This window comes from Neolewinella marina, assembly GCF_002631205.1.
Lineage (GTDB): Bacteria > Bacteroidota > Bacteroidia > Chitinophagales > Saprospiraceae > Neolewinella > Neolewinella marina.
On the sequence record NZ_PDLO01000002.1, the window covers coordinates 61615 to 77012 of the forward strand.

General features: G+C 62.5%; 7 protein-coding genes. 5 read left to right on the forward strand and 2 right to left on the reverse strand.

The window, feature by feature from the left end; all coding sequences use genetic code 11:
* Positions 1-1509 (forward strand): DASH family cryptochrome, encoded by a 1509-nt coding sequence (locus CGL56_RS05820; protein ID WP_099105595.1) that lies wholly within the window; start codon positions 1-3, stop codon positions 1507-1509.
* Here the strand turns inward: CGL56_RS05820 and CGL56_RS05825 are convergent.
* The gene (locus CGL56_RS05825; RefSeq protein WP_099105596.1) at positions 1506-5015 is read right to left on the reverse strand and encodes a sulfatase-like hydrolase/transferase; all 3510 of its coding nucleotides are present in this window, start codon (positions 5013-5015) and stop codon (positions 1506-1508) included. The genes CGL56_RS05820 and CGL56_RS05825 overlap by 4 nt on opposite strands.
* Before the next feature lie 904 nt (positions 5016-5919).
* Between CGL56_RS05825 and CGL56_RS05830 the strand changes: the two genes are divergently transcribed.
* On the forward strand, positions 5920-8400 hold the full coding sequence (locus CGL56_RS05830; protein WP_099105597.1) for an FtsK/SpoIIIE family DNA translocase: 2481 nt from the start codon (positions 5920-5922) through the stop codon (positions 8398-8400).
* 497 nt (positions 8401-8897) lie between these two features.
* Positions 8898-11090, forward strand: a complete 2193-nt coding sequence (locus tag CGL56_RS05835) for a T9SS type A sorting domain-containing protein (protein WP_167641621.1) — start codon at positions 8898-8900, stop codon at positions 11088-11090.
* 14 nt (positions 11091-11104) lie between these two features.
* On the opposite strand, the gene CGL56_RS05840 is transcribed toward CGL56_RS05835, so the two are convergent.
* Positions 11105-12187, reverse strand: a complete 1083-nt coding sequence (locus CGL56_RS05840; protein WP_099105599.1) for a DUF3616 domain-containing protein — start codon at positions 12185-12187, stop codon at positions 11105-11107.
* Between the two features lie 215 nt (positions 12188-12402).
* Between CGL56_RS05840 and CGL56_RS05845 the strand changes: the two genes are divergently transcribed.
* Positions 12403-13704, forward strand: a complete 1302-nt coding sequence (locus tag CGL56_RS05845; RefSeq protein ID WP_099105600.1) for a serine hydrolase domain-containing protein — start codon at positions 12403-12405, stop codon at positions 13702-13704.
* Between the two features lie 151 nt (positions 13705-13855).
* A complete protein-coding gene (locus CGL56_RS05850; RefSeq protein ID WP_099106074.1) occupies positions 13856-15325 on the forward strand; it encodes a potassium/proton antiporter in 1470 nt (489 codons plus the stop codon).
* The last annotated feature ends 73 nt before the right edge of the window (positions 15326-15398 follow it).

The following is a 15398-nucleotide window of genomic DNA, read 5'->3' on the forward strand; positions in this document are numbered from 1 at the left end:
ATGAGCAAACGAGCGGCAATTGTATGGTTCAGGCGGGATCTCCGGCTGCACGACAACGAAGCGCTGACGGACGCCATGAAGCACGCTGACGAGCTCCTCCCCGTGTACATTTTTGACCCCCGCGAGTGGCGTGGCACCCTGCCCCTGACCGGCCTGCCAAAGATCGGTCCCCACCGCGCGAAGTTCATCCTGGAAAGCGTCGCCGACCTGCGCCAGAACCTCCGGGCGCGCGGCGCCGAGCTGGTGGTGCGCACCGGCCACCCCGAAGACATCCTGCCCGAGCTGTCGAAGCAGTGTCAGGCCAGTTGGGTGTTCTGCAACCGCGAGCGGACCAGCGAGGAACTGAGGGTACAGAACCTGGTCGAGCAGAACCTCTGGACCATCGGCCGGGAGGTGTACTACTCCCGTGGCAAGCTGCTGTACTACACTTCCGACCTGCCCTTCCCCATCACCCAGACGCCGGATACCTTCAGCCAGTTCCGCAAGGAAACCGAGCGGCTCACGCCCGTGCGCGAACCCATCCCCACCCCGGCCCGCGTCCCCCTGGCCGAGAACACCGGCATCGACCCCGGGGAGATTCCCGGGCTTGAAGACTTCGGCATTCCGGAGCCCCCGCACGACGAGCGCGCAGCCATCGACTGGCACGGTGGCGAAACGGCCGGTCTCGACCGCCTGGCCTACTACCTCTTCGGCAGCCAGGCCATCTCCACCTACAAGGAAACCCGCAATGGCCTGATCGGCGGCGACTACAGCACGAAGTTTTCCGCCTGGCTGGCCCTCGGCTGCCTGAGCCCCAAGCAGGTCTACGCCGAGATCCGCGCCTACGAGGCCAAGAACGGTGCAAACGACAGCACCTACGCGGTGATCTACGAACTGCTCTGGCGCGACTTCTTCCGTCTGATGGGCAAGAAGCACGGCGACAAGATCTTCCACAAGAGCGGCTTCCGCGAGGAGGGCCACCCGGAGTGGACCAAGGACCAGTCCCTGCTCAAGCGGTGGACCGAGGGGCAAACCGGCACCCCCTTCGTCGACGCCAACATGCGGGAAATCGCCCGCACCGGCTTCATGAGCAACCGCGGCCGGCAGAACGTGGCCAGCTACCTCGTCAAAGACCTCAAGGTGGACTGGCGCCTCGGGGCCGAGTACTTCGAGCACATGCTGATCGACTACGACGTGACCAGCAACTGGTGCAACTGGAACTACGTCGCCGGGGTAGGCTCCGACCCGCGGGAAGACCGCTACTTCAACCTGCTGAGCCAGGCCGAGCGCTACGACCCCCAGGGGGAATACGTACGCCGCTGGTGCCCGGAACTTGCGGCCCTGCCCGCGGAGTACGTCCACCAGCCCGACGCCCTGCCCGCCAACGAGCAATCGGACTACGGACTCGATCTGGGCCGTAACTATCCGCAACCCCTGGTGCCCAGCGCCCGCTACCGCGACAAGCCCGCCACCAAGCCGACTACCGGGCGGAGGGGGCGGGGCCGCGGGGGGCGCCGCGCAATCTCCTAGAAGGTATTCACCCTTACCTCGATCCGGTTTACCCCCGGCTCCAGCCGCAGGGTCGGGAAGGCGGGGTTGACGGCCTTCCCGTTGAGGGTGAGCACCTGGTTTTCCTTCAGGTCGAGGGAAAACTCGGCCACCATGTTGGCGGGCAGGGTGATGGTGTAGTTCTGGGCGCGGGGACTGACGTTCTCGTACACTCCTTCAATCTTCCCCCGTAAGGTGGGCACGGTGATGGTTGATTCCTTCAAGCTGCCCATTTGCGGATGGATGACCGCCACCCCGTAGCCCGGTGTCTTGGGCTGTATGCCCCACAGGAAGCGCGGAATGATGTTGGCCGGCACGGCTCCCCAGGCGTGGTTGAGGTCGAGATTGGGCTTGTACTTCAGGTCCCAGGCCTCCATGGTCATGGTGGAGCCGGCGCGGATCATGTTGTACCAGCTGCGGTCGGAGGTGGAGGTGAGCAGCTCAAGGGCGTAGTCCTCCATGCCGGCGTTGTAGAGCGCTTCCATCAGGTACTGGGCGCCGTAAACGCTGGCCGCCATGCCGCGGCTTTTGATGTACTCCCCTACCGATTGCACGTACGGTTCCGGTACCATGCCAAAGGCCAGCGGGAACATATTGGCGTGTACCGAGGCGTGGTCGGTGCCTTCTCCGTCGACGTAGATGCCCCGCTCCTTGTCGAAGAGCTTTTCGTTCACGGCGCGCAGGGCCTGGAGGGCAAGCAGTTCGAATTCGAGCTGCTCTTCGTGTTTGTCCAGGGCACCCGCGAACTCCGCCATGATCTTCAGATTGCGGTAGAAGAGGGCGTTGATGACGGTGTTATTGGGCATGAATACGAAGCCGTCGCGTTCCCCTTCGGCCGTGGCCAGTTTCCAGCCGGTGTCCTTCTGGGCGGGTGGCCAGTCGACGATGTCCCGCAGTTTCTCGTCCCGATCGCCGAAGCCCAACTTGCGCATGTATTCGGGGGTGATGCGGCTGGAGCTGATCAGGTGGTCCTCCCCCAGCAGCCCGATGAGGGTCTTGTATTTCAGGTCTTCGTAGTAGCGCTCGATCAGTTCGGTGTTGCCGGTGTACATATAGTCGGCGTGGAACATCAGCGCCACGTGCTGCTGCCACTCGGTGGGCCAGGTGGGGTGCTCCATGAAATATTCGATGGTGCGGCGGGCGATGGCGTACTCCCGGTCGGTGGTGTAGTGGCTCAGCTGGTTGAGGTAGGCGTCCGCTTCGTAGGGGATGCGCTCCCGGTCGCCGTCGACGTACAGTCCGGCGAAGGTCGTCGCCTTGATGGTGTACTTGCACAGGTCCCAGACCTGGTTGAGGATGGTGTCGCTGCTCGTGAAAGAGCTCTGGTCGTCTTCCCAGTACCCGTGGTAGGCCAGCTGGGTAACCCCCCGTAGCCCTGCTCCCTTCACGCCCTCAATCTCCGCGTATCGGAAGGGCAGCAGGACGGGGAAGGAATCGGGCAGTTGCACCGCCATTTCCTTGGTGTTGCGCTTGTCGGGTACCAGGGGCAGGAGATAGGTGTGGGTGCCCTTCCTTACGGGCAACTCGACTTCCTGAAAACGAATGGTGCCCCCCGGCTCGGGATCGATGGTCCCGTCATCTTTCAGCAGCTCCCCTACCCTTACGGTGAGGGTATGCGGGCGCCGCGCGGTGTAGCTCACCTCCATATTGGCGAAGGCATCCTTGCCGAAGTCGACGAAGTATCCCCCGTCCGTAGCCCGCATCTCCACGGGCTCGATCCGGGTTACCTGGAAGCGGTTTTCGGTGGTCAGATACCCCATTCCCGGGTCCCTGGCCGGACCGGTGAATTCCTGGACGTCGGAGTAGCGGGTGAGGCGGTTGACATCGTCCCAGATGCGAACCCTCCAGAAGTAGGTTTTCCCCGCCTCCAGTTCCGGACCGCCGTACTCAACGCCTATCGAGGTACTACTGCCTACGCGACCGCTGTTCCAGACGTCCCCGACACTGTTATCGATCATTTCCCGGCTGCCTGCCACGAGGATCTGGTAGGCGCCCTGCACTACGGAACCCTCCGGCACCACCCAGCCGAATTCCGGCCTGCCGTCCCGCAGGGGCAGCCCCCTGGGCTGTCGCAAGTACTCGACCGAGAGGTCGGTGGGGGCCGCGGAGTAGTCATCGCTGTACCGCTCGACCAGCTCGTCGCATTTGCGGCGGAATTCGAGCAGCTTCTCCCGGTATTCGGCCTGGGTAGCCAGGTTGTTCGTTTCGGCCGGGTCTGATGCCAGGTGGTAGAGTTCTTCGTCGCGCTTGTCGTTGAGGTAGCGGAAGTACTTCCAGTCTTTGGTCCGTACGCCCTCACTGGGCGGGATTTCGTCGAACTCCCAAAGGTGCTCGATCAGGACGGTGTCGCGTAGCCCCCCGGTCGCTGCGCCTTTGACCAGCGGCAACAGGCTCTTTCCCTGGTAGGTGCCGGGTTCCGGCAAGCCGGCCAGGTCCACGATGGTGGCCGGCACGTCGATGTTCAGGGCCAGGGCCTCGCTGTCGTGGTGCTGTGGGGCCCGCGGGTCGTAGACGATCAGCGGCACGCGTACGGAGTTGTCGTACATCAGCCACTTGCCCGCCAGCTGTCGCTCGCCCAGGAAGTAGCCGTTGTCGCCCATCACGATGATAACGGTATGCTTGTCGATGCCTTTCTCGGCCAGTTTCTTGCGGAGTTTGCCGATCTCCAGGTCGATGCCCGCGATCATGCGGTAGTATCCCTTGACGCTGTGCTGGTACTTTTCCGGGGTGTCGTAGCGCCAGGTCCACCGCAGTCGGTTGAATCCCTCCCGGACGGGCCGGGGCAGGGCGTCAAAGTAGCTTTGGGCGGCGAGCGCGGGTGCCGGGACGTCCCCGTTCTGCAATAATCCATCCGTTTCCGTTTGCCAGAAATACTGCTCCTCCGCCGGGTCGTGGGCGTGGGGCGCGCTGAAGCTGAGGCTCAGGCAGAAGGGTTTGTCCTGATCCGCGTTGCGGTCCACGAAATCCAGGGCCTGCTGTCCGGTATAGCGGGTAAGGTGGACGGTGTCGCCGTCCAGTGTCTTGTAGTAGTATCCCCGCCGGTCGGGGAAGGCGTTGTTGCGGTCGTAGGTATCGTACTCGTCGAACAGGCGGTCCTCGCCATCGTAGCGGATGCCGTACTTCCCGTAAAAGCCGGTGTGATAGCCCGCCCTCCGCAGTACGGCCGGATAGGCGTCAGCCATGTATTCCTCGCGGAGGTTGCCCGTCTGGAAGTTGAAGCGGTGGGTACGCTCGTATACCCCTGAAAGGATGGAGGCGCGGCTCGCCGCGCAAATCGGGGTGGTCACCGCGGCCTGGGAGAAGTAGGTGCCCTCTTCGGCCAGCCGGTCCATTTCCGGTGTATGGGCCAGGGGGTTGCCGACGTAGCCGATGGCATCGTAGCGCTGATCGTCGGTGAGAATGAAGATGATGTTGGGGCGGTCGTCGGACTGGGCGCAAAGTCCGGCGGCCCCAAAAGTGAGCAGCAGGGGGAGGAGGATTCGGTACATGACCCCTAAACTTAGTACAGTTGGTGGTAGGGGGTATCCTGCTGTGGAGGGGTGGATGGTTCTGATGGTTTCCACACCGGACACTAGCAGGTGCTAGCCGCCCAGGGCGGGCACGCTGCAAGGTCCTCGCCTAGCCGATTTACCGCGGCGCTGAAGCGTACGCCGGGCCACAGGCCAGACAACCCGGCTGGCACCCGTAGCAACGGCTTCAGCCGTCATGCTGCTCAAGACACCGGACACTAGCAGGTGCTAGCCGCCCAGGGCAGGCACACTGCAAGGTCCTCGCCTAGCCGATTTACCGCGGCGCTGAAGCGTGCGCCGGGCCACAGGCCCGACAACCCGGCTGGCACCCGTAGCGACGGCTTCAGCCGTCATGCTGCTCAAGACACCGGACACTAGCAGGTGCTAGCCGCCCAGGGCGGGCACACTGCAAGGTCCTCGCCTAGCCGATTTGCCGCGGCGCTGAAGCGTGCGCCGGGCCACAGGCCCGACAACCCGGCTGGCACCCGTAGCGACGGCTTCAGCCGTCATGCTGCTCAAGACACCGGACACTAGCAGGTGCTAGCCGCCCAGGGCGGGCACACTGCAAGGTCCTCGCCTAGTCGATTTTTAGGAGTGTTTTATCGCAGTCAGGCCACAGGCCCGACTACCCGGCAGGACCTCGCGGGGTGCCCAGCGCAGCGGCGCACCCGCGAGCGTCCGTATTGCAGTTCCCGGCCGGGCCACAGTCCCGACTACCCGGCAGGACCTCGCGGGGTGCCCAGTTCAGCGGAACACTCGGGAGCGTCCGTATCCACAGCCCCGACGGCCCGGAGGTGCCAATTGTTAACTTCCTTGTCCCCGCCCCCGGCGTTCTCCCCTTTTATCGTAATTTCGCCGCCCGGCCCCACAAGCCACTTACTGCATGGCCAAAGCACAAAAAAAGAGCGGACAACTGGGTCTCCGAATGGGACTGAGAGACGAGCGCATTCCGAAACTCTTCGGGCTGTTGCTGCTCTTCATCGCCGTCTACCTCACGGTAGCCTTCGTCTCCTACCTGTTCACCTGGAAGATCGACCAGGACCGCGTACTGCGTTTCAGCTGGAAATTGCTGAGCGAGGACGCCGCCTCGGTGGACAACTGGCTCGGGAGGCTGGGCGCTTTTCTGTCCAATTTCTTCATTTATTTCTGCTTCGGGCTGCCGAGCTTCCTGCTGGTGTACTTCATTGGCCGGCTGGGCCTGAACCGCCTGCGGCGGGCGCCCCTGAAGCCCATGGCCAACCTCTTCGTGAAGCTGATGCTGTTCACGATCGGCCTGGCGGTGCTGCTGAGCTTTGCCTTCGGCGGGCTGACCGACTTCCCCCTCGGCGGCGGCGTGGGCGACTACCTGGTCTCCCACCTCAGCGGCGTACTCGGTGGCTTCGGGGTCATCCTGCTGCTGCTGTTGTTGTTCGGGCTCTACCTCATTTTCGAGGCGCGCATTGATTTCAACGGCTCTCCCGGTCAGATCCGCAACGACGTAATCGACCACTTCTCGGAGCTGATGCGCTTGGGCCGCAAGCCGCGTCGCCCGGCGCCCCCGGCGGCCCGTACCCCGGCACCAGCGGCCGCGCCCCCCGCCGTTGCCCGTGACCGTCCGGCCAACCCACCTTCCCTGACGCCCGGTGACCGCGGCAACTTCGAGATCGAAGGGCCCCGCACCCTTTCCGAGAAAGGACTGGAGCAAGTGCGCGGCGACCAGATGGAAATGCCCCTGGAATCCGTGGGCGACGTCACCCTCGTCAACCCCGACCCGCTGGCGGCCGGCGCCGACAACCTCATCGTGGCCGACGGCGACAACGGCATCGACACCAGCCTGGCCGTGACCGAGGAAAACCACGACCACACCGAGCCTTACGACCCCACGCTGGACCTGCCCGCCTACGAAAAGCCCCACCTGCAGCTGCTCGTGGAGGGCGACACCAGCAAGCACGAGGTGGACCGCGCCGAACTGGAGGCCAACAAGGACCAGATCATCGAGACGCTGCTCAACTACAAGATCGAGATCACCAAGATCCGGGCCACCATCGGGCCCACGGTCACCCTCTACGAGATCGTGCCCGCCCCCGGTGTACGCATCTCCAAGATCAAGAACCTGGAGGACGACATCGCCCTCTCCCTGGCCGCCCTCGGCATCCGGATCATCGCGCCCATCCCCGGCCGCGGCACCATCGGTATCGAAGTGCCGAACACCAACCCCCAGATGGTGAGCATGCGGGAGGTGCTGGAGAGCGAAAAGTTCCGCAACGCCAAGATGGACCTCCCCCTGGCCCTCGGCAAGACCATCAAGAACGAGGTACTGATCGCCGACCTGGCCAAAATGCCCCACCTGCTGGTGGCCGGCGCCACCGGTCAGGGTAAGTCGGTCGGTATCAACTCGATCATCATGTCGCTGCTCTACAAGAAGCACCCCAGCCAGGTGAAGCTGGTGATGATCGACCCCAAAAAGGTGGAACTCTTCCCCTACGCCAAGCTCGAGAGCCACTTCCTGGCCTTCCTGCCCGGTCAGACGGAGCCCATCACCACGGAAACCACCAAGGTGATCCACATCCTGAACTCCCTCTGTATCGAGATGGATCAGCGCTACGACCTGCTGAAGAAGGCCGCCGCGCGGAACATCAAGGAGTACAACGAGAAGTTCGTGGCCCGCCGCCTGAACCCCGAGAAGGGCCACAAGTTCCTGCCCTTCATCGTACTGGTGATCGACGAATTCGCCGACCTCATCATGACCGCCGGCAAGGAAGTGGAAATGCCCATCGCCCGCCTGGCCCAGCTGTCGCGTGCCGTAGGCATCCACCTCGTAATCGCTACCCAGCGCCCTTCGGTGAACATCATCACCGGGGTAATCAAGGCCAACTTCCCCGCCCGGATCGCCTACAAGGTGACGGCCAAGGTCGACTCCCGCACCATCCTCGACGCCGGCGGCGCCGACCAGCTCATCGGTCGCGGCGATATGCTGCTGAGCAACGGTGGCGACGTGGTACGCCTGCAGGGTGCCTTCGTGGACACCCCCGAAGTGGAAGAGGTCATTAACTTCATCGGCAACCAGCGCGGCTACGTGGAACCCTACCTCCTGCCCGAGTACAATACCGACGAGGAGATGGCCGGCTCCGGCGCCCTCACCTATGCCGACCTCGACGACATGTTCGAGGAGGCCGCCCGCCTCATCATCCAGCAGCAGCACGGCTCCACCAGCATGGTACAGCGCCGCCTCAAGCTCGGCTACAACCGCGCCGGCCGCATCATGGACCAGATGGAGCAACTCGGCATCGTAGGGCCCTCCCAGGGCTCCAAGCCACGGGAAGTACTCGTGTACGACGAGATGGAACTCACGCGCTTTATCGACGACCTGAGGAACCGGGGGTAGGTCGGCTTCGGTTCGCTGACCACCCCTATCGCACCGCTTACTGTCTGTACTGCCCCATTCCGTAAAAAGGACCCTTAAAACTTTGGAGACAAGCAATCCCGCACAGTATGGCGGGTTATATAGGCATTGACATCCCCTCCGTTTATGCGGAGGATAAGCAACAGCTACCACGTTTCGACATTTAATTCCTGGCAAGGGAATGCCGGTCATCGGTTGTATTCCTGCCCGGGGTTCCTGGACGCAGATTGCGATTCAGGGTGAATTAGATAATTAAGATTTTCCCCGAGGTTAATCATTTCCCCTTCACCGGATGAGGCTCCGCGTAAAGGAATTCGGAAGTGATAACCCCTGGTTTACTGAGATATTGGTGTATATACACCTGTTGTACAGTTTGGATATGGAGGCCTATGATAAGAATGCTACTCACTTCCCTTCGGGGTCCCTTTTCACGATACTGCGAGTGGCGGCTATTGCTGCCCACTGCGGTGCTTCTCGCCGTGGCCACCCCGGCAATGGCCTCCCCCGGCTGCCACGATGGTACCGCGGTAACCTACACCCAAAAAGTGGTAGATGGAGGAGACCGAGTAGTGATGGAAGCCGAGCGCCCCACCACCAGCAGCGCCTCGGTCCGGGCGGGCCACGGACCGGAGGTAGCGTGGGAAGAATTCACCACCAACCAGGCGGGAAATGGTGCTTACGTGCGCATACCGACCACCGGCAATGAGATGTACGACCTCCCGGCGGATGGGGCCCGCCTGAATTACGAGATCGATTTCCTGCAGACCGGGACGTACTACGTCCATTTCCGCTACCGCGCCGACAGTGACGCGGACAACTCCGTCCGTCTGAGCCTGGACGGAAACCTGTTTTTGGAAGCCTGGCACCTGGACGTGACCAACACCGAGTGGGTCTGGGGTGTAGCACCGGTTACCATGAGTGTCACCTCCACCGGCATCCATACCTTCACCGTTCACCAGCGGGAAGACGGCCTCTACCTGGACCGGATCATCATCACCTCCACCGCGGGAGCCTCCTACTACCGCTTCGGACCCAACGTTACCGAAACCGTTTACAGCCGGGAGGTCAAGGGACAGAACGGCCGCATCAGTTATTCCGAAGATTCCCGTACCGGCCATGGCATCCTCGTGATGGAGGCCGAGGAAGCCACCAACACCGTCTACGGAAGCCGCACCTACGAGTGCCGCAACTGGGTGTCTACCAACGACACCGGGGCCAGTGGGGGAAAGTACATGACCACGGCGGAAGCTGCTGAAATAAGTGACTCTTCCAACTTCCGCCAGGCTCCCCGCCTGGATTTTGAGCTCGAGATCGGCCATACCGGCAACCACTATATCCATTTGCGCCACAAGGCCATGCTGGACGACAACTCCGTCTGGATTACCATCAACGACCGCCTGGTCAGTGCCTTTCACCTGGATATCGTGGATGCCTGGCAATGGCAGGTGGCCCCGGAACTGTTTGCCGCCTCGGCCGGTGAGGTAGTAATCATGAGCATCTACATGCGGGAGGATTACACCCCCATAGACAAGATCATCGTAACGACCGATCCGGCCTACGCTCCCTCCGGGCTGGGCCAGCACACCACGATCGAAACCCCGCCGGACCTGGTCTACAAGCAGAGCGCCCAGGTGGGGAACATCGTCGAGCTCCCCATGGAAACCCCCTCCCGTAACCGCGCCGGCACCGGACAGTACGAAGGCCTGCGCTGGGCCTACGTCAGCGACGCTACCGCCGAGGGCCGGAAGTACGCCATCGTGGAGAACGACGCGGCGGACACCCTCATCATGTCCGGCGCCCGGTCGGACCTCGCGCCCCTGCAGGAGTTCGACATCAACTTCGTAGTGACCGGCACCCATTACCTCTACGTCCGCCACGCCGCGCCGAATGGGTCGAACAATTCCTTTACCTACTACCTGGACGGCATCAAGATCCGGGAGCAGCACCTGGATGAGTTGAGTCCGAATGCCTGGACTACCTACTATTCAGAGGTATTGACCATCGAAATACCCACGACCGGTCTTCACGTCCTGGGCATTGCCCTGCGGGAGGACGGCACACCCATCGACCATTTCACCCTCACCACTACCTCGCCGTACGCCGGCGGGGGGGATATGTCGCTGCCCATCTCCCTCACCGATTTCACGGCTGAAGCCGACGGGGCTACCAATCTCCTGGAGTGGACCAGCAGTTACGAAGCCGACACCGACTTCCACCGGGTGGAACGCAGCCACAACGGCACCGACAACTGGGAAGTGATCGGCACCGTAGCGGCGGCCGGCAACAGCGACGGATACCTCGACTACCGGTTTACCGACGAGCACCCCATTGAAAAGGCCTACTACCGCCTCACCACGGTGGACCTGGACGGTACGGAGTCCACCAGCTCCATCGTCTCGGTGATCCGCGAACCGGCTGGTATCCGGCTGTCCGTCTACCCCAACCCCGCCACCGACCGCGCCGTTCTCACCTTCGAGCACCGCGGCGGAGCGGAAGCCCTGCTGCGCCTGACTTCGCTCACGGGACAAGTGGTCGCTACCCGGCCAGTCGCCGTGACGCCGGGAAGGAATACCATCGACATTCCCCTGGACCGCTTCACCCCCGGCACCTATATCCTGAGCCTCATGCTTAGTGGTGAATGGCAGACCCAGCGCATCGTCGTGACCCGCTAGCCAGGTACCTCCCCTCAGGGGTGAAACACATCCCCCAGCACCGCCCCCTCTCCGACCAGTCGTTCGGGGAGGGGGCTGTCGTAAATGACCAGGTGGGTGCCGTCGGCCAGGATGGCCATGCCTTCCGCCTTGTCCTTTCCGTAGGCGTGCTGCCCGCCGTGGGTGACGTCGTACAGCCGCTCCGGGTGGTGGCAGACGGTGACTTCCTTCTCCGGGAAGCCGCCGCGGATGCACCAGGCACTGATGGTCCCGTCAAGGTCCATGGTGGGCCCGGCCAGCAATAGCACATCGCCGGTGCGCGGGTCGATGTTGATTTCGCGGATGCCCATGCCGGCCAGTTTGACAAAGTGCTTGCGGTATGGCTTGTCGTGGTGGCCGCGGCCGTCCAGGTGGAGAAAGTCTCCCCGCTCATGTACCCCGAACTCCAGTACCACGGCCCAGCCTCCGATGACCGGTCCGCGCAGTCCGATAAAGATGCGACCGTGGTGAACGGCCAGCCCCTCAATGTCGAAGCCGTTGTCCTTGCAGGGGATGTGCATGAAGGGGCTCAGGTGGGCGTCGGTGCTCAGCAGTTCAGTCAGGACGGTGCTGTCGGAGCCCCCTTCGAGCAGTTTGGCCGTGTGTTTCTTCCCGTCGATGGTGACCTGATGCAGGGGCGTCCAGGTGCCCGTTTTCCGGTTTACCCGACAGGGGATACGCCCGAGGGAAAAGCGGTTGCGGTCCACCGTGATGGTGCCCAGGGCCGCGGCGCCGGTTTGGTCGTCATCGTCCTCGTCTGGAGTGGCACGCTTAAGCGACATACTGCCGGTAAACCACAGGTAGGGCTCCTCCCAGGCCAACCCCTCAATGTCCATCTCCCCCTCGCTGCCGTCGGGCAGGTCGAAGAAGTCGGCCAGTTCATAGGTCTCGTGGTTGCCGTAGCCTCCTTCTTCTTCGAGTAGCCGCTCGATGGCCGAGCTTTCGTCGTAGGCCACGAAGAGGGTCTGGTCCACCACCACCGAGGTAGACAACTGGCCGCGGATTTCCTCGATGTTTGCAGCCCGGTGGTTGAAGGTCAGCCTGACCTGCCGGATGGGGTCCCGTCGCTTCATTTTCATACCCTCTAGAATTCCCGGCGCGGCCGTTTTGTGCACGGGCGGCGGCGCGCGGGTGCCGGACGATTGGTCAGGTTTCCCTCGCCCCCGGCCACCGAGGAGCGGGAACGCTACCTGGCCTTCAGGCGCGACTTTGCGCCCCTGCTGCCCTGGGCGTAGGACGGCACGAAGCGAAACCACCCGGTGCCTTAACTTATACCCGAGCCAACTACACCACTATGCGAGTCATTTTACTGTTGATGCTGCTTTGCTCGGCCTCCCTCTCCGCCCAGGACACGGGAATCGAATCCGCCGCCATGGCCGCCGAGCGGTTGCTGGACCAGGAAAACACAGCCGACATCACGGCCTTCATCGATACCTACATGGGCGAGGTGGCCGACCGCCCGGCCCTCGTAGCCCAAATACGCGCCCTGCAACGGGAGCTCGCCGGACTGCGCGACGGCATCATGCTCGATGTCGAGGACGCCGGGGCCATCCTGACCCTCATCGGCAACGGCGTGGAAAAGCGGCTGCTCGTCGCCTATGATTTCGATGCCCGGCGGGTGACCGGCTTGTCCGTGCTGCCACCGGAAGAGCGGCTCACCTTCGATCCGGAGCATCCGGAAGGCGCCGTGAAGTATATGCTGGAGCGGGGGATGGCCGGACTACTCTACGTCGAATCCGACGGCAAGGTGCTGATCGAGCAACCCTTCGGAATGGCCAACGAAAGCCTGGGCGTGGCCAACGATACGTCCACCATCTTCGCCATCGGATCCCGGCCGATCGACTTCACCGTTGCGGCCATCCTGCTGCTGGACCAGCGGGGCGAGCTGAGCCTGGACGATACCCTGGGGGTGCACCTGGAAGGGGTGCCCGCTGACAAGCGCGACATGACCCTGAGTCACCTGATGACGGGCCAGTCGGGGTTGCCGGACTTCTTTCACAACGATTCAGACTGGGACGCCGACCTGCAGTGGATTGGCCGTGAGGAGGCCGTTAACCGACTTCTGTCCCAGCCGCTGCGCTTCGCCCCCGGCACCGGGCGCGCCCACTCCCACGGCGCCTACGGACTGCTGGCGGCCATCGTGGAGCTGGTCAGCGGGAAATCGTATATGGCTTTTCTCAAAGAGAACTTCTTTATCCCCGCCGGAATGGAGCGCACCGGCGAATACGGCGACCGCCAGGACTTCTCCCTTGAGGATTTCGCCGTGGGCGGCGGCCCCCAGTTCGTGGGCCTGCCCAATATCCCCCCGAACTGGGGCCCCACCTCCTGGCTGATCAAGGGCAGCGGGGGGATGTACTCCACCCTCGGGGACCTGCGGCGATTCTACACCCTGGTCCGGGGAGACCAGGTCTTCGATGCGGAGCATTCCCGCCGCTTCCGTGGGTCATCCGTGGAAGTGGACGGCTCCGTGCGGGGATTTGAACTGTTCAGCGTATCCGAGCCCCCGTCTGCCCAGCTCTTCCTCTTCCTGAACCGACCCGGTGACCCGGCGGAGCGCCGCAAGATCTTCAGGGGCCTCGAGGGACTGGTGAAGTAGCTTTTTCTGCCCAATTTCTTACTGGAAAGGAGGAGGATGAGCTAGTGCCAATTGATACTTTGCGGCGTTTGCTGTGCAGCGGGAACCCCTTGCGGTCCCGCTTTCATTTCCACTCCGCCATGACCCGTGGCTGCGTCACCCCCCCGAAACCATGAACCTGACCATTGAAAATATCCTGCTGATCGGCTCTATCCTGCTGCTGATCAGCATCGTCGCGGGCAAGACCTCCTACAAGTTCGGCGTACCCACCCTGCTGCTGTTTTTGGCCATCGGCATGCTGGCGGGGTCCGACGGCATCGGCGGAATCTTTTTCAACGATCCGAGCCTCGCTCAGTTTATCGGCATCGTTTCCCTCAATTTCATCCTCTTTTCCGGCGGACTGGACACCAACTGGGCCACCGTAAAACCCATCCTGCGGGAGGGCGTGGCCTTGTCCACCCTGGGCGTCCTGTTCACGGCGGTTTCCCTCGGGACCTTCGTCTGGTACGTAACCGACTTCACCATCTACGAAAGCATGCTGCTGGGGTCCATCGTATCCTCAACGGATGCCGCGGCGGTGTTTTCCATCCTGAGGTCGAAGAACCTGGCCCTGAAAACCAACCTCCGCCCTACCCTCGAGCTGGAAAGCGGCAGTAACGACCCCATGGCCTACGTATTGACCCTGGCCTTCCTGACGCTGGTGGTGAACCAGGACCAGAGCCTGGCCTCCGTGATTCCTATGTTCCTGCTGCAGATGGCCCTGGGCGGCGTCGGGGGCTTTGCCTTCGGCCACCTCAGCAAGCAGATCATCAACCGGATCAAGCTTGACTTCGAAGGGCTCTACCCCGTGCTCGTCATTGCCCTCATGTTCATCACCTTTTCGGCCACCGACGCGGTGGGCGGCAACGGCTTCCTGGCGATTTACATCTGCGCGGTTTATCTCGGCAACCAGGACCTGATCCACAAGCGGACCATCCTGAAGATGTTTGACGGGCTGGCCTGGCTCATGCAGATCGTACTGTTCCTTACCCTGGGGCTGCTGGTCTTTCCTTCCCAGATGATGCCCTACGCCGGCATCGGGCTGCTGGTCTCCCTCTTCCTGATCGTCGTGGCCCGACCCGTAGGGGTGCTGCTCAGTCTGATGTTCTTCCGGATGAAGATGAGGAGGCGGCTGTACATCTCCTGGGTGGGGCTGAGGGGGGCGGTACCGATCGTCTTCGCTACCTATCCCCTGCTGGCCGGCATCGACAAGGCCACCGCCATTTTCAACATCGTCTTTTTCATTTCCGTTTCCTCCGTCCTCATCCAGGGCACCACCCTCTCGCTGTTCGCCAAGTGGCTCAAGGTGGCGCTGCCCGAACAGGCGAAGAAGTTGAACGCCACCGACCTCCTGCTGGCGGATAACCCCAAGGCCGAGATGCAGGAGTTTACCATCACCCCGGACTGCTACGCGGTGGAAAAGGAAATCGTGCAACTGGGCTTCCCGAAGAACGCCATCATCGCCATGATCAAGCGGGAGGGTAATTACCTCCTGCCCAATGGTTCCACGAAACTGGAAACGGGGGATTCCCTGATCGTCCTGGCCGACGGGCCGGGCGTACTGGATGCCGTGGCCAAAACGCTGAAGGGGGGCAACGCCTGAGGCTGGATTCCTGCTACCCCGGGGGACGTATGAATAACTAATAATTATCTTAATCCCGGACATCTGCCCGCAG

Coding starts and splice junctions, on each gene's coding strand:
- CGL56_RS05820 (WP_099105595.1), top strand. CDS start 1: ATGAGCAAACGAGCGGCAATTGTATGGTTCAGGCGGGATCTCCGGCTG.
- CGL56_RS05825 (WP_099105596.1), bottom strand. CDS start 5,015: ATGTACCGAATCCTCCTCCCCCTGCTGCTCACTTTTGGGGCCGCCGGA.
- CGL56_RS05830 (WP_099105597.1), top strand. CDS start 5,920: ATGGCCAAAGCACAAAAAAAGAGCGGACAACTGGGTCTCCGAATGGGA.
- CGL56_RS05840 (WP_099105599.1), bottom strand. CDS start 12,187: ATGAAAATGAAGCGACGGGACCCCATCCGGCAGGTCAGGCTGACCTTC.
- CGL56_RS05845 (WP_099105600.1), top strand. CDS start 12,403: ATGCGAGTCATTTTACTGTTGATGCTGCTTTGCTCGGCCTCCCTCTCC.
- CGL56_RS05850 (WP_099106074.1), top strand. CDS start 13,856: ATGAACCTGACCATTGAAAATATCCTGCTGATCGGCTCTATCCTGCTG.